This is a genomic window from Xanthomonas floridensis, assembly GCF_001642575.1.
Classification (GTDB): domain Bacteria; phylum Pseudomonadota; class Gammaproteobacteria; order Xanthomonadales; family Xanthomonadaceae; genus Xanthomonas; species Xanthomonas floridensis.
The window spans coordinates 88,380-109,543 of sequence record NZ_LXNG01000018.1 but is presented as its reverse complement, the minus strand read 5'-3'; the positions used below and the strand labels follow the sequence as shown (position 1 = coordinate 109,543).

At 65.9% G+C, this 21,164-nt stretch carries 18 protein-coding genes and 1 tRNA gene; 8 read left to right on the top strand and 11 right to left on the bottom strand.

The window, feature by feature from the left end; all coding sequences use genetic code 11:
* Positions 1–238: 238 nt before the first annotated feature.
* The 3 genes from A7D17_RS24075 to A7D17_RS11895 form a co-directional block, all read right to left on the bottom strand.
* Positions 239–514 carry a hypothetical protein gene (locus A7D17_RS24075; protein ID WP_153041935.1) on the bottom strand — a complete coding sequence of 92 codons (276 nt, stop codon included), beginning with the start codon at positions 512–514 and terminating at the stop codon, positions 239–241.
* Positions 515–607: 93 nt separating this feature from the next.
* Positions 608–1,747, bottom strand: coding sequence for a homocysteine S-methyltransferase family protein (locus A7D17_RS11900; protein ID WP_064509271.1), 1,140 nt, complete (start codon positions 1,745–1,747; stop codon positions 608–610).
* The gene (locus tag A7D17_RS11895; RefSeq protein ID WP_064509270.1) at positions 1,744–2,739 is read right to left on the bottom strand and encodes an ArsR/SmtB family transcription factor; all 996 of its coding nucleotides are present in this window, start codon (positions 2,737–2,739) and stop codon (positions 1,744–1,746) included. Before A7D17_RS11895 ends, A7D17_RS11900 begins: the two co-directional genes overlap by 4 nt.
* 123 nt (positions 2,740–2,862) lie before the next feature.
* On the opposite strand from A7D17_RS11895, the gene A7D17_RS11890 reads away from it, so the two are divergent.
* The 4 genes from A7D17_RS11890 (at position 2,863) to A7D17_RS11880 (ending at position 6,152) form a co-directional block, all read left to right on the top strand.
* Positions 2,863–4,011 (top strand): acyl-CoA dehydrogenase family protein, encoded by a 1,149-nt coding sequence (locus A7D17_RS11890; RefSeq protein ID WP_064509269.1) that lies wholly within the window; start codon positions 2,863–2,865, stop codon positions 4,009–4,011.
* Positions 4,012–4,039: 28 nt separating this feature from the next.
* The gene (locus A7D17_RS11885) at positions 4,040–4,150 is read left to right on the top strand and encodes an acyl-CoA dehydrogenase (protein WP_064509268.1); all 111 of its coding nucleotides are present in this window, start codon (positions 4,040–4,042) and stop codon (positions 4,148–4,150) included.
* 28 nt (positions 4,151–4,178) lie between these two features.
* Positions 4,179–4,385, top strand: a complete 207-nt coding sequence (locus tag A7D17_RS25235) for an acyl-CoA dehydrogenase family protein (protein ID WP_082861920.1) — start codon at positions 4,179–4,181, stop codon at positions 4,383–4,385.
* A gap of 246 nt (positions 4,386–4,631) precedes the next feature.
* Positions 4,632–6,152, top strand: coding sequence for a platelet-activating factor acetylhydrolase IB subunit (locus A7D17_RS11880; protein WP_064509267.1), 1,521 nt, complete (start codon positions 4,632–4,634; stop codon positions 6,150–6,152).
* Between the two features lie 609 nt (positions 6,153–6,761).
* On the opposite strand, the gene A7D17_RS11875 is transcribed toward A7D17_RS11880, so the two are convergent.
* Positions 6,762–6,848 (bottom strand) — tRNA-Leu (locus tag A7D17_RS11875).
* Positions 6,849–6,969: 121 nt separating this feature from the next.
* Between A7D17_RS11875 and rnr the strand changes: the two genes are divergently transcribed.
* The 4 genes from rnr (at position 6,970) to A7D17_RS11855 (ending at position 14,572) form a co-directional block, all read left to right on the top strand.
* A complete protein-coding gene (gene rnr, locus A7D17_RS11870; RefSeq protein ID WP_064509266.1) occupies positions 6,970–9,486 on the top strand; it encodes a ribonuclease R in 2,517 nt (838 codons plus the stop codon).
* A gap of 130 nt (positions 9,487–9,616) precedes the next feature.
* Positions 9,617–10,090, top strand: coding sequence for a GFA family protein (locus tag A7D17_RS11865; protein WP_064509265.1), 474 nt, complete (start codon positions 9,617–9,619; stop codon positions 10,088–10,090).
* A 327-nt stretch (positions 10,091–10,417) separates the two neighbouring features.
* Positions 10,418–11,167 (top strand): 23S rRNA (guanosine(2251)-2'-O)-methyltransferase RlmB, encoded by a 750-nt coding sequence (gene rlmB, locus A7D17_RS11860; RefSeq protein ID WP_064509264.1) that lies wholly within the window; start codon positions 10,418–10,420, stop codon positions 11,165–11,167.
* A 372-nt stretch (positions 11,168–11,539) separates the two neighbouring features.
* Entirely contained in the window at positions 11,540–14,572 is a 3,033-nt protein-coding gene (locus tag A7D17_RS11855; RefSeq protein WP_064509263.1) for a ligand-binding sensor domain-containing diguanylate cyclase, read from the top strand.
* Positions 14,573–14,811: 239 nt separating this feature from the next.
* Here A7D17_RS11855 and rnt read toward each other — a convergent pair whose 3' ends face one another.
* The 7 genes from rnt to pstS all read right to left on the bottom strand — a co-directional run bounded on the left by rnt (position 14,812) and on the right by pstS (position 20,848).
* Complete coding sequence (rnt, locus tag A7D17_RS11850) at positions 14,812–15,453, bottom strand: ribonuclease T (RefSeq protein ID WP_082861919.1); 642 nt, start codon at positions 15,451–15,453, stop codon at positions 14,812–14,814.
* A gap of 139 nt (positions 15,454–15,592) precedes the next feature.
* Complete coding sequence (locus A7D17_RS11845; protein WP_064509261.1) at positions 15,593–15,952, bottom strand: RcnB family protein; 360 nt, start codon at positions 15,950–15,952, stop codon at positions 15,593–15,595.
* A gap of 157 nt (positions 15,953–16,109) precedes the next feature.
* On the bottom strand, positions 16,110–16,820 hold the full coding sequence (gene phoU / locus A7D17_RS11840; RefSeq protein ID WP_064509260.1) for a phosphate signaling complex protein PhoU: 711 nt from the start codon (positions 16,818–16,820) through the stop codon (positions 16,110–16,112).
* A 127-nt stretch (positions 16,821–16,947) separates the two neighbouring features.
* Positions 16,948–17,778: a phosphate ABC transporter ATP-binding protein PstB gene (gene pstB, locus A7D17_RS11835; protein WP_064509259.1), complete on the bottom strand. Its 831-nt coding sequence runs from the start codon at positions 17,776–17,778 to the stop codon at positions 16,948–16,950.
* A gap of 22 nt (positions 17,779–17,800) precedes the next feature.
* Positions 17,801–18,670 carry a phosphate ABC transporter permease PstA gene (pstA, locus tag A7D17_RS11830; RefSeq protein ID WP_064509258.1) on the bottom strand — a complete coding sequence of 290 codons (870 nt, stop codon included), beginning with the start codon at positions 18,668–18,670 and terminating at the stop codon, positions 17,801–17,803.
* Positions 18,670–19,644 (bottom strand): phosphate ABC transporter permease subunit PstC, encoded by a 975-nt coding sequence (gene pstC / locus A7D17_RS11825; RefSeq protein ID WP_064509257.1) that lies wholly within the window; start codon positions 19,642–19,644, stop codon positions 18,670–18,672. The genes pstA and pstC overlap by 1 nt, the downstream gene beginning before the upstream one ends.
* A gap of 112 nt (positions 19,645–19,756) precedes the next feature.
* Positions 19,757–20,848 (bottom strand): phosphate ABC transporter substrate-binding protein PstS, encoded by a 1,092-nt coding sequence (gene pstS, locus A7D17_RS11820; protein ID WP_064509256.1) that lies wholly within the window; start codon positions 20,846–20,848, stop codon positions 19,757–19,759.
* Positions 20,849–21,164 lie beyond the last annotated feature (316 nt).

The following is a 21,164-nucleotide window of genomic DNA, read 5'->3' as shown; positions in this document are numbered from 1 at the left end:
GTGGCAAGCCAAGCCATTCGCTGTCCTTCTCCCGCAAGCGGGAGAAGGGTAATTCGCGGCGCACGGTGCGTATGTGTGGCAAGCCAAGCTATTCGCTGTCCTTCTCCCGCAAGCGGGAGAAGGGTAATTCGCGGCGCACGGTGCGTATGCGTGGCAAGCCAAGCCATTCGCTGTCCTTCTCCCGCAAGCGGGAGAAGGGTAATTCGCGGCGCACGGTGCGTATGTGTGGCAAGCCAAGCTATTCGCTGTCCTTCTCCCGCAAGCGGGAGAAGGGTAATTCGCGGCGCACGGTGCGTATGCGTGGCAAGCCAAGCCATTCGCTGTCCTTCTCCCGCAAGCGGGAGAAGGGTAATTCGCGGCGCACGGTGCGTATGCGTGGCAAGCCAAGCCATTCGCTGTCCTTCTCCCGCAAGCGGGAGAAGGGTAATTCGCGGCGCACGGTGCGTATGCGTGGCAAGCCAAGCCATTCGCTGTCCTTCTCCCGCAAGCGGGAGAAGGGTAATTCGCGGCGCACGGTGCGTATGTGTGGCAAGCCAAGCCATTCGCTGTCCTTCTCCCGCCTGCGGGAGAAGGTGCCCGGAGGGCGGATGAGGGCTCACTTGCCGCGTCACGCCGCCAACTCCTGCGCGCCGGGCAATTGCCGCGGTGGCAGATCGGCGACCGCTTCGGCGATGGCGCGGATATGGTCCGGCGAGGTGCCGCAGCACCCGCCGACCAGATTGAGCAGGCCGGCCTGGGCGAACTCGCGCAGCGTCTGCGCCATTTCTTCCGGGGTTTCGTCGTATTCGCCAAAGGCATTGGGCAGGCCGGCATTCGGATGCGCGCTGACGTAGCCATCCGCGATCTGCGCCAGCGTCTCCACATGCGGGCGCAGGTCCTTGGCGCCCAGCGCACAATTCAAACCCACCGACAGTGGCCGGCCGTGCGCCACGGAGGCATAGAACGCTTCGGCGGTCTGCCCGGACAGGGTGCGCCCGGACGCATCGGTAATGGTGCCGGAGATCATCACCGGCAGCCGTCCGCCGCGCGTTTCAAAGACTTCTTCGATGGCGTACAGCGCGGCCTTGGCATTGAGCGTGTCGAAGATGGTTTCCACCATCACGGTGTCGGCGCCGCCGTCGATCAGGCCTTCGATCGCTTCGCGATAGGTCTGCCGCAGTGCGTCGAAGCTGGTATTGCGATACCCGGGGTCGTTGACGTCGGGGCTGATCGAGGCCGTGCGGCTGGTCGGGCCGAGTACGCCGATCACGAAGCGCGGCTTGTGCGGGGTCAGCGCTTCGACCGCATCGCAGCAATCGCGCGCGACCTGGGCGCCGGCCTTGTTCAAGTCGTAGACCAGATGTTCCAGGTGATAGTCGGCCTGGCTCACCGAAGTCGCGTTGAAGGTGTTGGTCTCCAGCAGATCGGCACCGGCATCCAGGTAGGCGCGGTGGATGCCGGCGATGATCTCCGGGCGCGTCAGCAGCAGCAGGTCGTTGTTGCCCTTCAGGTCATGCCCTTCCGGCGCGTGTGCGTGATCGCACCCCGGCCCATGCACGTGCGCGCTGTCGTAGCCGTCGGCAAAACGGGTGCCGCGGTAATCCGGTTCCTGCAGGTCGTGGCGCTGGATCATGGTACCCATCGCGCCATCGATGATGAGGATGCGCTCGCGCAACGCGGCAGTAAGCTTGGCGGCACGCTCCGGATGCAGCCACGGCAAAGTAAACGGGATTGGAGATTGGGGATTGGCGATTGCTGCGGGCGTCATGATGCGATTCTCCGTGAGGCAGTGGTGCTGCTTTCAACGATTCCCGATTCCCGACTCCCAATTCCCGGCTTCACCGCAATCAACGAGATCACTTCGAAATGCGGCGGCCGCTTTTCGCGTGTCACCGTCTCCAGGCTGGACACCTCCAGCCCGGCTTTCTCGACAAATTTGCGCAATTCCTTGGCGGCAAAACCCAGGTTGACGTGGCCATAGGCATGCACGGCCGCGCGGTGTTCGTGTTTGGCCAGGCTGCACAGCAGCAGCCGGCCGCCGGGGCGCAGCACACGCGCCGATTCGGCCACCGCCTGCGCCGGCTTGGCGGCATAGGTGAGTGCATGCATCAGCACCACCAGGTCGAAGCTGGCGTCGGGGAAGGGAAGCGCATGCATGTCGCCTTCGCGCACTTCCACATTGCGCAGCTTGCGCAGGCGCTCGCTGGCGGCGGCCACCACGCGCGCACTGGTGTCGATGCAGATGTAGCGGGTGGCGTGCGGGGCCACCAGCTCGGCCAGCACGCCATCGCCGGAGGCGATGTCGAGGACGTCGCCGGTTTCAAGCAGGGGCAGGGCGGTGCGTGCCAGCGCTTCCCAGGTGCGCCCCGGGGAGTAATGCCGCTCCATGTCGCCGGCCACCGAATCGGCCCAGTTCTGGTCGGCGGCGCGGTTGGCGAGCACGGCGGCCACGCGCTCGGCATCCTGGCGCAGAAGCGGATCGTCGCTGCCGGTGCTCAGCGCCAGCCACAGCGCACGCTGGGCCGGGTCCAGCGACACCTCGTCAAAGCGGTAATACGCGGACACACCGGCGCGGCGGTCGCGCACCAGCCCGGCTTCCTTGAGCTTGGCCAGGTGGGTGGACACCCGCGGCTGGGCCAGGCGGGTGATGGCCGACAGCTCGGCCACGGTGAGTTCTTCCTGTTCCAGCAGGGCCAGCAGGCGGACACGGGTGGCGTCGGCGAATACTTTCAGGCGGGCCGACCAGTCTTCCAGATCCATGAATATCTCTATATCGCGATATGGAGATATTTTCGGCCGGGCAGGAGATGGGGTCAACTACATACGCATGCGAATGGTTGTGGCTACAATGGGTGCACAGCCAATCCCCGGGAGGGGTCGAACGTGGATTTCAGCTTTACCGAAGAACAACTGATGATCCAGGACGTAGCCCGCCGGATCGGCCAGGAAAAGATCGCCCCCAGCGCCGAGCAGTTCGATCGCAGCGGCGAATTTCCGCTGGAGAATATCCAGCTGCTGGGTGAGAACGGTCTGATGGGCATCGAGGTGCCGGCCGAGTACGGCGGTGCCGGTATGGACCCGATCAGCTATGCGTTGGCAATGATCGAGATCGCCGCCGCCGACGGTGCGCATTCCACCATCATGTCGGTCAACAACTCGCTGTTCTGCACTGGCATCCTGAAGAACGGCACCGAAGCGCAGAAGCAGCTCTACGTGCGCGCGATTGCCGAAGGCACCCACATCGGCGCCTTCGCACTGACCGAGCCGCAGTCCGGCTCCGATGCCTCGGCGATGCGGTGCCGCGCGGTCAAGCAGGCCGACGGCAGCTTCGTCATCAACGGCAAGAAGAGCTGGATCACCTCCGGCCCGGTGGCCAAGTACATCGTGCTGTTCGCGATGACCGAACCGGACAAGGGCTCGCGCGGCATCACCGCCTTCATGGTCGATACCGAGCGCGCCGGCTTCCATCGCGGCAAGACCGAGCCCAAGCTGGGCATTCGCGCCTCGGCCACCTGCGAGATCGAGTTCGCCGACTACGTGGCGCAGCCGGACGAAGTGCTGGGCGCCGAGGGCGAGGGCTTCAAGACCGCGATGAGCGTGCTGGATGCCGGGCGCATCGGCATCGCCTCGCAGGCGGTAGGCATCGCGCGTGCCGCCTATGAAGCCACGCTGGCCTACGTGAAGGAGCGCAAGGCGTTCGGTGCGGCGATCGGCACCTTCCAGATGACCCAGGCCAAGATCGCCGATATGAAGTGCAAGCTTGATGCGGCGCTGTTGTTGACGCTGCGCGCGGCCTGGCTCAAGGGCCAGGGGCAGAAATTCGGCACCGAGGCGGCGGTGGCCAAGCTCACCGCATCCGAAGCGGCGATGTGGATCACCCACCAGGCGGTGCAGATCCACGGCGGCATGGGCTATTCGAAGGAAATGCCGCTGGAGCGTTACTTCCGCGATGCCAAGATCACCGAGATCTACGAAGGCACCTCGGAGATTCAACGCCTGGTGATCGCGCGCGCCGAGACCGGCCTGCGCTGAGGTCGGCCGCACTCCAGCGCTGCCGCAGATGCGGCAACGCTGGAGCGCTCTCCGCGATGCCAGGATCACCGAGATCTATGAACGCACCTCGGAGATTCAACGCCTGGTGATCGCGCGCGGCGAGACCGGCCTGCGCTGAGGTCGGCCACACTCCAGCGCTGCCGCAGATGCGGCAACGCTGGAGTGCTCTCCGCGACGCCAGGATCACCGAGATCTACGAAGGCACCTCGGAGATTCAACGCCTGGTGATCGCGCGAAAGACCGGCTGTGCGGAGAATGGGCTGTGTGCCGTCTGCGCGCCATCGGTCAGCGCACCATCTACTCGTGGCCGCTCCGGTGCTGGGTCGCGTTCACTGTCAGGTATCGCTTGGTAGGAGCGTGCCCGCGCGCGACGAAGCGTTGTCGATCAGTCCACATCGCGCGCAGGCACGCTCCTGCACCAGCTGGCGCGCGTGGCTTGGATGCAGTTACGTTGCGTGAGCCGCCGAGCCGCCCGTACACATCAGCCATCGCACATCGGCCAACGCACATCGGCTGAACACAGGCGCTGCGTGTGCGCGCTTGTCGTTCGCTGCGCCCGCGGACCACAATCGCCGCTTCTCCCCGCTGCTGGTGCGCGCATGTTCCGCTCGTTGCACGCTGTGCTTTGCCGTCCTTTGCTGCCTGCCGTCGCGCCCGCGCTGGTGTGCTGGGGGCTGTTGCTGGTCTGCGCCGCGGCAGGTGCGCAGACCTCGCCCTCGATCGTGCCCTCCGACCGTCTGCAGGAGCCCTGGTGGGCGCAGCGGCATGCACAGGTGCTGGAGCAGGTGAAGCAGCACGCCAACACGCCGTTGCTGCTGATCGGCGATTCGATCACCCAGAACTACGAGAAGGCCAAGGCGCCGGACGAAGACTTCCAGTCCACCTGGCAGACCTTCTACGGCAGCCGTGGCGCGCTCAACCTGGGTTTCAGCGGCGATGGCACCGAGAACGTGCTGTGGCGGCTGGCCAATGGCGAAGTGGACGGCCTGAATCCCAAGGTCGCCTTGGTCCTGATCGGCACCAACAATACCGGTCACCTCGGTCAGAGCGCCGAGCAGACCCAGCTCGGCATCGATGCGGTGGTCGCGGCGATCGAGCAAAAGCTGCCGCGCACGCACATCCTGCTGCTGAGCGTATTGCCCACCGATATTTCCGCGGAGAAGTCGCGCCGCGATGCGCAGGTCAATCAGGGCCTGGCGGTGCGTTACGGGGACAACCCGCGTGTGACCTATCTGGACGCGGGTACGGTCTTCCAGCGTGCGGGCAAGCTGCGGACCGAGCTGTTCTACGACACCCGCTTTCGGCCTGCCGCCGGCGCCCTGCATCCGGATACCCGGGGGCAGCGCATGCTGGCCGAGGCAATCGAGCCGACCCTGGCGCGGCTGCTCGGCGAGCCGCCGGTCAAGCCAGTGGTCGAGCTCGGCCGCGATGCGGCGACGTCGTTGATGCCGGTCGATTGGCTGGAACAGGATTCCTACGACTGGTATGCGCGCCATCATGCTGCACTGGCGGCGGCACGCACGCTCAAGCCGGAGGTGGTGATGATCGGCGATTCGATCACTCATTTCTGGGCCGGTCCGCCGCAGGCCACCCGCGTCAGTGGCCCGGAGTCCTGGCAATGGTTGTACGGCAAGCGGCCGGTGTTGAACCTGGGCTTCGGCTGGGACCGCACCCAGAACGTGCTGTGGCGCATCCGCCAGGGCGAACTCGACGGCCTGGATCCGCAGTGGGTGGTGTTGCATATCGGCACCAACAATCTCACCGGCACCGCGCAGTCGCGCGCCAGCACGCCGGCCGAGGTTGCCCAGGGCGTGGAGGCGGTGGTTGCCGAGGTGCGTCGCCGGTTGCCCAACAGCAGGTTGATCCTGATGCAGATCATGCCGCGCGGTTTCCGTGCCGATAGTCCGCTGCGTGCGCCGATCGCCGAGACCAATCGCCTGCTGGTCGCCCGCTTCGCCAAGGACCCATCGGTGCGTCTGCTGGACATCGGCCCGCAGATGCTGCAACCCGACGGCTCCCTGCCCGAAGCCCTGATGCCCGACAGCACGCATCCCAGCGAAGCCGGTTACCGCATCTGGGCGCAGGCACTGCGCGCGGCCGGCATTACGGCAGCGCCATGACGCGGTGGGGCAGGGCCGTCTCTGTCGCGGGCCGGCGAAATGCTGATGGCGGCGCTACCGGTGCTGGCGAGCCGTGGGCGCACTGCATGTCGTCGCTTGCGCTCGCTTGTGGCAGTCGAGATCCCGTAGCGCTGCAAATCAGGGCGCGCCGATGCAACGACGTCGGCGTGCAGGCCTCTGGTGGAAGCGCTTGGCAACGGTGATCTGAGCGCCAGTCAGCGCGATGGCAAGGCAGGCCTGCGGATGGCTCGTTGGTACGCGCGGCAGGCGTGATGACGGGCGAGTGCACTGTGGCTTGCCTGGGCGTCTCGCTCAACACGAAGCGTCATGCTGCTGAGGTTGCATGGCCCGGCGCGCGCCGATCGAGGCGGTGAGGCTGCAGGCGTGGTTGCAGGCTGCGGTGTCGTGCATCGCGTAGATGCCAAGCACGCTGCCTGCCGCAGTGCCATGCGCGTCTTGTCTTCCCACGCAGCGTGCAACCGGCATCACAGGGGCTGATGATCGCCGGAGGGGCTGGCGATCCCTGCGGCCGATGATCGATCGCGGCACTGCAGGAACTCCGACCCCAGAAACCAGAAGACCCCCGATCGCTCGGAGGTCTTTTTAAACTGGTGCCCAGAAGAGGACTCGAACCTCCACGAAGTTGCCCCCGCTAGCACCTGAAGCTAGTGCGTCTACCAATTCCGCCACCTGGGCAGGTGAGCCGCGAATTTTGCAGACTCCTGGCAGCCTTGTCAACGGGTTTCGCGCATCTGTTGCGGACCACCGGGGCCCGCCTGCTGCCCACGCCAGGACCGCAGGGGGTACCATTAGGGCAATGACAAAGAAAACCCCCCAAGATTCCGCCCGGCCCAGCCGCCGTAAATCCGCCAGCCCGGACGACTCCTCCACCGCCGAACAGCAGAAACTGCCAGGGTGGATGCCAGACTTCCTGGTCCGCGCCGCCGCCGGCGCATCGACCAAGTCCGCCAACAAGCGCGCTGCCGCCAAGGCGGCACCGGAGCAGCCTTCCGCTCCACTGCCTGCCGCCCCGCGCGCGCCGCATCCGCGCAAGAGCGGCCCGCCGGCACCGCCGCCCGAGCGCTTTGCAGAGGCTGCCCCGGCTCTTGCCGCCGGCTTCAAGGACCCGCATGCCGACCGCGAGGCGCTGCGCTATGCCGAGCCGATCGCCAGCCGTGAGGCCATCTTGCAGCTGCTGGAGGCCTGCGACGGCCCGCAGACCGCCGAAGAGATCGCCGAGCAGCTTGGCCTGAGCGACCGCATCGATGCGCTGGGCAAGCGCCTGGCTGCGATGGTGCGCGAAGCGCAACTGGTACAGAACCGTCGTGGCGGCTACGCCCCGGTGCAGCAGACCAGCCTGATCGCCGGCGTGGTGATCGCCAACCCCGAGGGCTTCGGTTTCCTCAAGCCGGACGAAGGTGGCGACGACCTGTTCCTGCCGCCGTTCGAAATGCGCAAGGTGATGCACGGCGACCGTGCGCTGGCCAACGTCACCGGCATCGACCGCCGCGGCCGCCGCGAAGGCGCCATTGCGCGCGTACTGGAACGGCGCATGTCGCGCATGCTCGGGCGGTTCTTCTACGAGCACGGCGTGGCCTATGTCGACCCGGACGACAAGCGCGTGCAACGCAATGTGCAGATTGCGCCGGACGGTATCGGCGAGGCCCGCGAAGGCCAGCTGGTGGTGTGCGAACTGATCGCGCCGCCGGATGCGCGCCGCCCGGCGATCGGCAAGATCATCGCGGTGCTGGGCGACAAGCTGACGCCGTCGCTGGTGGTGGAAATGGCCATCCATGGCCACGAACTGCCGCACGAATTTCCGCAGCAAGTGCTGGACGAAGCCGCTGCGGTGCCGTTGGTGGTCGAACCGCAGATGATCGGTGGACGCGTGGATCTGCGGCAGATGCCGCTGGTCACCATCGATGGCGAAGACGCCAAGGATTTCGACGACGCGGTGTACTGCGAACCCAATGCCGACGGTTTCCGCCTGGTGGTGGCGATCGCCGACGTGTCTAACTATGTCCGTCCCGGCACGCCGCTGGACGACGAAGCGCAAAAGCGTGCCACCTCGGTGTATTTCCCCGGGTTCGTGGTGCCGATGCTGCCGGAGACCTTGTCCAACGGCATCTGCTCGCTGATGCCCAAGGTCGACCGCATGTGTTTCGTCTGCGACATGCAGGTGGGACGCGACGGCGAAGTGACCGGCTCGCGCTTCTACGAAGCGGTGATGAACTCGCATGCACGCCTGACCTACAACCAGGTCTGGAAGGCCGTGGGCGAGGACGATGCCGACACCAAGGCCTTCATCGGCCCGTTGTTGCCGCAGGTGCAGCGTCTGCATCAGCTGTATCACCTGCTGTCGAAGGCGCGCACGCACCGCGGCGCGATCGAGTTCGAAACCTCCGAAGTGCGCTTCGTGCTCGACAACGCCGGCGAGGTCACCCAGGCCGGCATGCTGGTGCGCAACGATGCGCACAAGCTGATCGAAGAATGCATGATCGCCGCCAACGTCGAGGCCGCGCGCTATCTGCTGAGCGTGCATGTGCCTGCACCGTACCGCGTGCACGAGCGCCCGCCGGAGAGCAAGTACGAAGACCTGCTGGAGTTCCTCAAGGAGTTCCAGCTCAGCCTGCCGGCCTGGAGCAAGGTGCGCCCGGGCGATTACACCAAGCTGCTGAAAAAGGTGCGTGCGCGCCCGGATGCGGCGTTGCTGGAATCGGTGCTGCTGCGTAGCCAGAGCCTGGCGGTGTATTCGCCCGACAACAACGGTCACTTCGGCCTGGCGCTGGAGGCGTATGCGCACTTCACCTCACCGATCCGCCGGTATCCGGACCTGCTGGTGCACCGCGCGATCAAGCACGCGCTGACTGGCGCCAGCCCGGAAAAATTCATCTACACGCCGCGGCAGATGGCGGCACTGGCGCTGCAATGCTCCGAGCGTGGCCGGCGTGCCGATGAAGCCGAACGTGAAGTCGACGAGCGTTATCGCGCCGCCTGGATGGAAAAGCATGTCGGTGGCCAGTTCGATGGCGTGATCAGCGGTGTGACCGGCTTCGGCCTGTTCGTGGAATTGAACGAATCCAAGGTCAACGGCCTGGTGCATGTCACCCAGTTGCCGCAGGACTATTACCAGTTCGACCCGATTCGCAAGACGCTGAGCGGCGAGCGCCGTGGCCGCGAGTTCCGTCTGGGCGACCCGGTGCGCGTGCTGGTGCTCAAGGCCAGCATGGAAGAGCGCAAGATCGATTTCCGCCTGGCCGAAGAGCGCGACCCCGGCGAGGCACCATTGCCGCCGCGGGAAAAGCCCGCCAAGCGCAAGAAGAAGTCGCACTGATGTGAGCAGGACGTTGCCGGTGGCCCCGTGCCGCCGGCAACCCGTTGGATCGGCAGGCGTAGTGTGGTGCCGCCAGGGATGCTCCATGTCCGCAGCGGCGATCCCGGCAGACTGGCGTGTGGAGAGGGCAATGGACGCAACGAACGAATACAGCGGCGGTTGCCAGTGTGGCGCCGTGCGTTTTCATGTGCGCGGGGCACTGACCGACGCCTCCATCTGCCACTGCCGGATGTGCCAGAAGGCCTTCGGTGCGTATTACGCACCCCTGGTGTCCGTGCGCGGCACCGAGTTTCGCTGGACCCGTGGCATGCCCAGGCGCTTTGCATCCTCGTCGGTGGTGCAGCGTGGTTTCTGCGCCGACTGCGGCACGCCGTTGACCTATGAAGCGCCCGACGGCGTGGCGATTGCTGCCGGGGCATTCGACACCCCGCAACAGCTGCCGCCGCATATCCAGTACGGGCTGGATCGCAAGCTCCCCTTCGTCGATCACTTGGCCCAGCTGCCCACGCGTCCACCGGAAAACGATGCCGCTGCGGAGGCCTTCCTGGCCAGCGTGGTGTCGCGGCAGCATCCGGATCACGACACCGACCAATGGCCGGTATGAGGCCAGGTCCGGGCGCTGCGGTGCGGCTGATTCGGGCATCTGAGCCGTCTGGTTCGAGGCGTCAGGACGCTTGCTACCGTGGGTCGCCGCAGTCGGACACCCTCACGGCCGGTCTGACGGCCGATCCATCGGCACGATGATTGGTACGGCAGGCAGTCAGGCGTTCAAGCCAGGCGCGCGTCAGCGAAATCCGCACATGCCTGCGGGCAGTCCCGCTGTCATCGCCGCACCGTTACGCCGGTGCCATCCGGGGTTTCCATGCCCCGGCCGTGACGTAACCGGCCGCAGGCCCTACCATTCCCCCTCCATTTTCGTAGTGCCGACGCAATGAGCAAGCAGAACCAGTGGATCGTCGGCGTCAACGCTGTCGCCTCGTCCGTCGAGAACGACGCCGACAACGTGCGCGAGGTCCTGATCGAGGCCGGTAGCAAGAACCCGCGCCTGACCGAGATCGAGGAACAGGCGCGCCGCAAGGGAATCGACGTGCGCCGGGTCAACACCCAGGCGCTGGACGGCGTCGGCGGGCAGGTGCGCCACCAGGGCGTGGCCGCACGCTATGCGGCGGCGCGGCTATGGGCCGAAAACGAGCTGGAAGGGCTGGTCGAGGCCGCCGAAGGGCGTGCGCTGGTGCTGGTGCTCGATGGCGTGCAGGACCCGCACAACCTGGGCGCCTGCCTGCGTAGCGCGGCAGCGGCGGGCGTCACCGCAGTGGTGATCCCCAAGGACAAGTCGGCCACGGTGAACGCCACCGTGCGCAAGACCTCGGCCGGTGCCGCGGACCGCATTCCGGTGGTGGCGGTGACCAACCTGGCGCGCTGCCTGCGCGATCTGCAGAAGCAGGGCGTATGGCTGTATGGCCTGGCTGGGGAAGCGGAGGCCTCGCTGTACAGCGTGGACCTGCGTGGAAATGTCGGACTGGTGCTCGGGGGCGAGGCCGATGGCCTGCGCCGGCTCACCCGCGAGCATTGCGACGGCCTGGTCAAGATTCCGATGCCGGGCGATATCGAAAGCCTCAATGTGTCGGTGGCCACTGGCGTGACCCTGTTCGAGGTCGTGCGCCAGCGCCTGGGCAAGTGACCTTCCAGGGTTCGCACCGCGGGTGAAGCGCTGAAAGCAGCGAACAAACCTGGTGCGCTCACCACCAGGTGGGCGCAGCCGGTGCTGGGTGCGGCATGTACCGCTCCGGTTCCTCCACGCCGTCCGCACCCACCTGACGAGCGCTCGCTCCGTTCTGGGTGGCGCTCTCCGGCTGCCGGGTGCGTGCCGCCCACGTGCGTGCGTGACAATCGAATCTGCGCAGATCGTCGCCTGGATCCGGCTGATGCGGTCACGCGGGATGCGCGTGCAACGCTGCTGGATCAACGCTTCCGGTGCCCGGTGCCGTCATCGCGCCAGCGCGCACGCGGCTTTTTGCCTACCATAACGGCAGCAAACGGCGTGTCGTGTCTGATGAAACTTGGGGTGGGCGCCTGCGGTAGGGGCGAGAATGGGGGCGCCGGCCAGGCGTCGGCACGACGGCATAGGCAGTGGCGGCGCTGGCTCGGTGTCGGTGTGTGCGTGTTGCTGATGCTGTGCTCGCTTGCGGCGACCGCAGCGCCGGTCGGCACTGCGCCACTGCGCGATTACGCCATCGACAGCTGGAGTTCGCGCAACGGCCTGCCGCACAACTCGCTGCGCGATATCGCCCAGACGCCCGACGGCGCGCTGTGGTTCGCCACCTGGGAAGGGCTGGTGCGCTACAACGGCCTGGAATTTGCCGTCATTGATCGCAGCACCCGGCCCGGACTGCCCGACAACGGCGTGGGCGCACTGTACGTGGATCGCGATGGCGCGCTATGGCTCAGCGATGCGCGCGGCAATCTGGTGCGCCGGAGCGCCGATGGGCAATGGCGGCACTGGCAGCGTAGCGGGCAGTGGCCGCAGGCGCTGATCCACGCGATGACCATGGATGCTGAAGGCCGCATGTGGCTGCTGTTTGAGGGGCATGGGCTGGGCTGCCTGTGGCCGGATGGGCGCTTTGACTATTTTCCGCCGCGCGATGGCGTGCCGCTGCAGAGCAGCTTTCCGCGCATGCTGTTCGACGACCGTCGCCGGCTGCTGATCGGCACGCTGGACGGGCTGATCTATCGCGAGCCGGACGGACGCATGCACCGCGCGCCGGCGGCATTCGGCTTGCCGCCCGGTCTGGCGTGGCCGTACCGCGCCCCGGACGGCACGGTGTGGGTGGTGGCGGGCGAGGGGTTGTACCGGTTGCACGATGAACACGCCGAATTGGTGCATCGGGTGCCGGGGCAGGGCCACTTCACCGCGATGCTGCAGGATCGCAATGGCGATCTGTGGCTGGGCAGCGAAAACCAGGGTCTGCTGCGCATCGGCAGCCATGGCGTGGAGTATCTGCCTGCTGGCCGCAGCCTGCCCACCGGACGCATCGTCAGCCTGCGCGAGGATGCCGAAGGCAGCATCTGGGTGGGCGCCAACGGTGGCCTGTTCCGGCTGCGCGAGACCTTGTTCAGCAGCTACAGCCAGCGCGACGGCCTGAGCGGTGACTACGCCCGCGCAGTGCTGGAAGACCGCGATGGCAGTCTGTGGATCGCCGGTACCGCGGGCCTGGACCGCATGTTGCCGGATGGCCGGATCGTCCAGGTACCGGTGGCCACGCCATCGGGGCGCCGGCTGTCGGTACTCAGCCTGGCGCTGGATCGGCGCGGCGATCTGTGGGTGGGCACCTACGCCGACGGCGTCTTCGTGCTGCGTAATGGACAACTGCTGCAGCACTTCGGTGAGGCGCAAGGCATTCCCAATGGCCATATCCGTGCCATTGCAATCGACGCGCAGGAAGCAGTGTGGCTGGCCACCCAGCGCGGCGTGGTGAAGCTGGTGGATGGTAAGCGCATGCCGCTGGCGATCGCCGGCATGCCCGATGGCGTGATCACCGCGCTGGCCAGTGTCGATGGTGCGTTGTGGATCGGCTCGGTCGACGGGGCGGCGGTGTTGCGCGATGGCAGGTTGCAGCAACTGGAGCTGGAACGCCTCGGCGGCGCGCGCAGCGTGTTCGGTTTCCAGGCGGTCGGCGACGTGGTCTGGATCTCCACCGATCGCGGCCTGTACCGGGTGCGTGGCGGCACGCTGGCGCGCGTGGGCCTGGAGCAGGGCATGCCGGTGGACACGGTGTTCCAGCTCATCGACGACCGCCTGGGCAATGCCTGGATCAGCAGTAACCGGGGCGTGCTGCGCACCGAGTTCGCCGCGCTCAATGCGGTTGCCGACGGACGCGACACGCTTGCCATCGAGCGCTATGGCGAGATCGACGGCATGGGCAATGCGCAGGCCAACGGCAGTTCCGGTCCAAGCATGATCGAGCGTGCGGACGGGTCGGTGTGGGTGGTCACGGCCGGTGGCGTGAGCATGGTCGATCCCGCGCGGCTGCAGCGGTTTCGCGAACGGCGCCCACCGCCGGCAGTGATCGAAAGCGTGCAGCAGGATGGCCGCCCGCTGGCCTGGCGGCAGCAGGCGCAGTTGCCCGGTGGCGACCGGCTCAACATCTCGTATGCGGGCATGAGTTTTCTGCTGTCCGAGCGCATCGAGTACCGCACCCGCCTGGATGGGCTGGACAACGCGTGGATCGATCGCGGCCGTCAGCGCAGCGTGGAATTCATCGGCCTGCCGCCGGGGCATTACACCTTGCGGGTGACCGCACGCCACCCGGGCGGTGCATGGAGCCGGCAGGAAGCGCGCTGGACCTTCGACGTGCTGCCGCTGTGGTGGCAGCGCCAGGACGTACGGTTTGCCGCCGTGCTGGGCGCGCTGTTTGCGCTCGCCCTGCTGTATCGGGTGCTGCTGCATCGCTACAAGACCCATAACGACCGCCTGGCCGAGCTGGTCCGCAAGCGCACGCAGGACCTGCAGCTGCAGGCGCAACGCCTGCTGCAGGCCAATCAGGAAAAGAGCGAATTGCTGACCCGGCTGCGCATCAAGTCCGATGTGTTCGAACGCCAGGCACACGAGGACGCACTGACCGGGTTGCCAAACCGCCGCCATTTCGATGAAGCACTGGCGCGCGATCTCAGCCGCGCCCGCCGCAGCGGCCGGCCGCTGGTGCTGGCGATCCTGGACATCGACCACTTCAAGCGCATCAACGACCGCTATTCGCATGCCAGCGGCGATGCGGTGCTGCACGAGGTGGGCGCGCTGCTCACCGCGGCCGCCCGCGCCTCGGATCTACCGGCCCGCCTGGGCGGCGAAGAGTTCGCCCTGCTGCTGGCAGATACCACCCTGGCCGACGCACGGGCGCTGTGCCTGCGCATTCGTGCGCTTTTCCACGCGCGAAACGACTGGGGTGGCGTGGAAGGCCTGCAGGTGACCTTCAGTGCCGGCATCGCCGAACTGCGCGACGACGACACCGGCTCATCGCTGATGCAGCGCGCCGATCACGCGTTGTACGAGGCCAAGAGCGCGGGGCGCGACCGGATCAGCGCGGCTTAGGGGCGGGGAATAGGGAATGGAGAGTCGGGAATCGTAAAGCGGGCGCCGTCGGCGTTTTTACCGTTCGGGAGGAACGATTACGCCTTGCAACGATGATGTGCCTTATCCGATCGCCAGGGCAAGGCCTTACGCCCACGCGAGGCCTTGCGCCAGGCATTTGCTATGCCAGCCTGAGGACAAGCGTGCAGCAGCCAGCTGCACGCTCTTGCCATTCCCAATTCCCAATTCCCAATTCCCATCTAAACCGGCCCCGGCCAGGCATTGGCGATCGTGCAGAACAGCCGTGCGGTCTGCTCGGTGTCGTAGACCGCGCTGTGCGCGTCTGCCGTGTTCCAATCCAGGCCGGCGGCCTGCGCGGCGCGCGCCAGCACCGTCTGCCCGTAGGCGACGCCAGCCAGGGTGACCGTATCGAACACGCTGAAGGGGTGGAATGGGTTGCGCTTGTGTCCCACGCGTGCGACTGCCGCGTTGAGGAAGTTCAGATCGAAATGCGCGTTGTGGCCCACCAGGATCGCGCGTTGGCAGCCGTATTTCTTCACCGCCGCGCGCACGGGCGCGAACACGTGGTCCAGCGCGTCCTTCTCCTGCTTGGCGAAGCGAAACGGGTGATCGAGCACGATGCCGGTGATCTCCAGCGACTTCGGGTCGATCTCCAGTCCGGGGGCCGGCACCAGATGCGCGCTGGCGGTCTGACCGGGGAAGAATCGCCCCTGGTCATCCATCTCGATCGGCACGCAGGCGATCTCCAGCAGCGCATGCCTGTTCCAGTCGAAGCCGCCGGTCTCCACATCGACCACCACCGGCAGATAGCCGCGGAAACGCCGTGACATCGGCAGGAAGGTAGGGGCAGGCTGTGGGTCGACCGGTTCGTTCATCCGCATAGCCTAGCAGGTCGCACCGCGCGCTCGAGCCTGGACCTTTGCGCTTGCGCATCCAGCGCGGGGTGTAGCGCGGTGAAAGAGAAGGCCCGACCCGTGTGGTCACAGGCCGAACCAACCTGACGACACCTGGGGCGGCCGGTCAGCGGCCGGCGACCACGCTGGCGACCAGGCCGTTCGCCGCGGCAATCAACACGTACTGGTTGTCCACGCGGCGCCACTCATGCCCGCGCGGCGGTGCCTTCAGATGATGCTTGCGATAGTCGGCGACGCGGTTGCCGCGATGGTCGGGCGCCAGACGCTCGCCACGTCGGAACGGTGGGCCGTGACGGTCATTGCGATGGTCGTCGTGGCGCGCGTTGCGCTGATCGTCGTGCCTGTCGTCGCGATGATCGTGTCGGTCGTTGGGGCCGTGCTCGTCATGCTGCTGCGCGCTGCGCCCACGATCGTCGTGCTGTTGTGCGGCCATCGCAGCGGTGGATGCCAGCAGTGACAACGCCATGAAAGATCCGATGATGCGTTTCGTCTGCGTACTCCTGCTGCACAGGAACGGCCTATACGCCCACACCATCGGTTTTTTGGATGAATACGTAATGAAGCAAGGGATTCTGGCGTGTTTGTCTAGCGCTGGCAGGGAAGGGCGTGCGAGGCCTGCGTGATCAGATCACGCCGGTGGTGCTGGTGTCGTCGCGCTTCACGCGCGGCGGCAGCGGCTGTTCGCCATGCACCAGAAACCACACGTTCTCGGCGATGTTGGTCGCATGGTCGCCGATGCGCTCCAGGTTCTTGGCCATGAACAGCAGGTGCGTGCACGGCGTAATGTTGCGCGGGTCTTCCATCATGTAGGTCAACAGCTCGCGGAACAGGGCGGTGTACTGCGCGTCCAGGCGTGCATCCTCGTCGCGCACACGGATCGCGGCATTGGCATCCTTGTCGCGGTAGGCCTGTACCGCTTCGCGCACGGCATCGGCGGCCATCTGACCGAGCGCGCGCAGGCCTACCGTCTGCGGCAGCGGCGGTGCGGAATTGAGTGCGATCGAGCGCTTGGCCACGTTGGCCGCGTAATCGCCGATGCGCTCGATATCCGCAGGAATCCGCAGGCCGGCCAGAATTTCGCGCAGATCGCGCGCCATCGGGCCGCGCAGTGCCAGGCGCATCACGTCGTGACTGATCGCGTGTTCCAGTGCGTCGATCGCCTCGTCGTTGACCACGATGCGATGGGCGGCATTGTCGTCGCGACGCTCCACCACATCCAGCGCCGCTTCCAGCTGCGCCACCGCCGTGTCGCCCATGCGCACGATCTCGGCAACAAGACGGTGCTGCTCCTCGTCGTAGCTTTTGACGATATGGTCGTTGAGGTGCTGGTTCATCGTGTTCTCGATTCTTGGCAGTGGTGGATGTCCGCCTTGACCCTGGCGGTATGACACGTGATGCAATTGTCGTGCCGATGTATGCGATGGCGCTGCGTCAGTGGGCGTTGCGACGGCTCCCCTTACATCAACCGAAGCGGCCGGTGATGTAGTCCTCGGTCTGCTGCTTGGACGGCTGGGAAAAAATAGTTTCGGTGCGGTCGTGTTCGATCAGGTCGCCCAGGTACATGAAGGCGGTGTAGTCGGATACGCGCGCGGCCTGCTGCATGTTGTGGGTCACGATCACGATGGTGTAATCGCGCTTGAGCTCTTCCACCAACTGTTCGATACGGCTGGTGGAAATCGGGTCCAGTGCCGAGGTGGGTTCGTCCAGCAGCAGCACGTCCGGCCGCAGGGCCACCGCGCGTGCAATGCACAGGCGCTGCTGCTGGCCACCGGACAGGCCCAGCGCGCTTTGCCCCAGCTTGTCCTTGACCTCGTCCCACAGTGCGCCCTGGCGCAGCGCCTGTTCGACGCGGTTCTGCATGTCGGCTTTGGAGAGTTTTTCGTGGTGACGGATGCCGTAGGCCACGTTCTCGAAGATCGTCATCGGAAACGGCACCGGCTTCTGGAACACCATGCCCACCTTGCTGCGCAGGCGGTTCATCGGGTACTTCGGCGACAGGATGTTTTCGCCGTCCAGCAGCACCTCGCCGCGTGCTTCCATCTTCGGGTACAGCGCATAGATGCGGTTGAAGATGCGCAGCAGGGTCGACTTGCCGCAACCGGACGGACCGATCAGCGCGGTGACGCGCTTTTCCGGGATCTCCAGGTTGATGCCTTTCAGCGCGTGGTACTTGTCGTAGTAGAAATCCAGATTGCGTGCGGCCACCTTCACCGGCGCCTGCGCCGTCGGCGCCCCCTTGGCGGCCGGGACAGCGATGCGATGCATCGGCTTGGCGTTTTGGAGATCGTTCATGTCGGGTGTCCGGAGGGAAAGGTCAGTCATTGGAAATCTTGTTGCGCAACAGCAGCGCACGCGCGCCCAGGCTCACCAGCAGCACGAACACGGTCAGCACCAGTGCGCCGGCCCAGGCCAGCGTCTGCCAGGACTCGTACGGGCTGCCGGCGAACTGGTTCATGATCACCGGGACGCTGGCCATCGGCTGGAAGATGTTGCTGTTCCAGTACTGATTGCCGAACGCGGTGAACAGCAGTGGTGCGGTTTCGCCGCTGATGCGCGCCAGCGCCAGCAGCACGCCGGTGACGATGCCGGCCGAGGCGCTGCGGTACAGCACCTGCACGGTCACCTTCCACTGCGGAATGCCCAGCGACAACGCCGCTTCGCGCATCTGCGCCGGCACCAGCCGCAGCATCTCGTCGGTGGTACGCACCACCACCGGCAGCACGATGAAGGCCAGCGACAATGCACCGGCAAATGCCGAGAAGCGCCCGCCGGTCTGCATCACGTACAAGGTGTACACAAACAGGCCCAGCACGATCGATGGCGCCGACAACAGGATGTCGTTGACGAAACGCACCACGATGCCGGCCTTGCGCGCATTGCCGTACTCGGCCAGCCAGGTGCCGGCGGCCACACCCAGCGGGGTGCCGATCGCCAGCGCCAGCCCGCACATCACCGCGCTACCGAAGAAGGCGTTGAGCAGGCCTCCTTCCTGCATCGGCGGCGGTGTCATCTTGGTAAACAGGTTGAGATCGATGCCGGGCATACCCTTGGACAACAAGGTCCACAGGATCCAGGCCAGGAAGAACAGCCCGAACAGCGCGGTGATGCACGACAACAACAGTGCCACCACATTGGTGATGCGGCGCCGGTTGTACAGCGATTGCGAGACCGAAGACGCAGACATCAGTTGCCCTCCCGACGCGACAGCTGTATCAGCATGAAGCGCGCGATCGCCAGCACGATGAAGGTCACGATGAACAATACAAAGCCCAGCAACAACAAGGCCGAACGATAGGTTTCGGTGGCCTCGCCGAAGTCGTTGGCGATCAATGCGGCAATGGTAGTGCCGGGCTCCAGCAGCGACGGCGACAGCCGCACCGTGTTACCGACCACAAAAGCGACCGCCATGGTTTCGCCCAGCGCACGCCCCAGGCCCAGGAATACGCCGCCGATCACCGCAGAGCGCGTATACGGCAGCACGATGTCCCAGCTCACTTCCCACTTGGTCGAGCCCAGCGCGTACGCCGATTCCTTCAGGCGTGTCGGCACGGTCAGGAACACTTCGCGCATCACCGAGGAAATGAAGGGGATCACCATGATCGCCAGCACGAAGCCGGCGGTGAGCAGGCCGATACCCAGCGGCGGACCTTGAAACAACGGGCCGATCACCGGCAGCGTGCCCAGGTGATCGTTGAGCCAGGGCGTCACGTGTTCGGTCATCACCGGCACCAGCACGAACAGGCCCCACATGCCGTAGATGATCGACGGAATGCCTGCCAGCAATTCGATTGCCGTGCCGACCGGCCCACGTAGCCAGCGCGGCGCCACTTCGGTGAGAAAGAACGCGATGCCAAAGCTCACCGGCACCGCGATCACCATCGCAATCAGCGCGGTGACCAAGGTGCCGTAGATCGGTGCCAGCGCACCGTATTTGTTTTCAACCGGATTCCAGTCGGCGGAATAGAAAAAACTCAGGCCCTGCATCTGCAGTGCGTGGCGTCCGCCCCACAGCATCGACAGTGCCGCGCTGCCGAGCGCCAGCAGCACGAAGACGACAGTGGCGGCCAGCGCAAGCTTGAACAGGCGATCGGCGCGCGCATCGCGCAGGTCGCGGCCGCGGGGGGCGGTCATCGCTTCGGGAAGGGCGGTGGCATTCATTCGATTGAACTCGTCACCCGCGCATTGGCGGGAGCGTGAGACATCAGGAACGGTGAGGCGCCCGCAGGCACCTCACCGCCGCGCAGCCCGCCGTGCAGGCGGGATGCAGGCATTACTTGAACTCGCTGCCCCAGTAGGCTTCGATCTGCTTCACCAGCTCCGGCGGCAGCGGCACGTAATGCAGCTCGCTGGCCTGGGCCTGGCCGTTTTCCAGCGCCCACTTGAAGAAGTCCAGCGTCGCCTTGCTGCGCGCCGCGTCCTTGGCCTGCTTGTGCATCAGCATGAAGTTGGTGGCGGTGATCGGCCAGGCCTTCTCGCCCGGCGCATTGGTGATCACCAGGTTGAAGTCCTTGGCGTTGGCCCAGTCGGCGCTGGCGGCCGCAGCGGCGAAGCTGTCGGCATTCGGCTCGACCCACTGGCCGGCCGCGTTCTGCAGCGAGGTGTAGGGCATCTTGTTCTGCAGCGCGTAGGCCAGCTCGACATAGCCGATCGAACCCTTGATCTGCTGCACGTACGATGCCACGCCCTCGTTGCCCTTGCCGCCGACGCCGCCCGGCCACTGCACGGAGGTGCCTTCGCCGACCTTGCTCTTCCACTCCGGGCTGACCTTGGACAGGTAGTTGGAGAAGTTGAAGGTGGTGCCCGAACCATCCGAGCGATGCACCAGGTTGATCTTGGTGGCCGGCAGGGTCACGCCGGGATTGGCCGCGACAATGGCCGCGTCGTTCCACATGGTGACCTTGCCCAGGAAGATGTCGCCCAGCAGTGCGCCGGTCAGGCGCAGCTTGCCCGGTGCCATGCCTTCCAGATTGACCACCGGCACCACACCGCCGATGGCGGACGGGAACTGGCCCAGACCGGCCTGCTGCAATTCGGCGCTATCGAGCGGCTTGTCGGTCGAACCGAAATCCACCGTGCCGGCCTTGATCTGCGCGATGCCGCCGCCGGAGCCGATCGACTGGTAGTTCACCTTGTTGCCGGTGGCGGCGTTGTAGTCGGCCGACCACTTGGACACCAACGGGTAAATGAAGGAAGCGCCGGCACCGGAGATCTCGGCGCCCTTGCTGTCGCTGGCCGTGGCGCCGGCGCTGGGTGCGCCCTTGGCGGCGTCGCCGGACTGCGCGTCCTTGCCGGGCGAGCACGCAGCCAGGGCAAGGGCGATGGTGAGGGACAGGGCGGTCAGGCTGGCCGACTGCAATTTCATGGAAGCTCCGAGGCTGGATTGGCCGGGTGTCCGGCAGGCCACGCTATGAAATGATGTTTTTGTTACACGTGCATGACAGTGCCTTCTGGCGAAGGCATCACAAAAAAAGACGCGGACCACGGAGGGCGTCGCACCCTCCGGGATCCGCGTCCCGGTCCCGACGCCGGGGAGAGAGACGGCGTCGTTCCTGTCGTGCTGAGAGTGGCCAGTCAACGTGACACGCAGGTGTCAGCCCGGCCGGGTGGGGCACGCCAAGCCTGTGCTCGCTCGCAACCACCGTCTTCGACGGCAGCCGCATGCACCTGGCGATGCATGC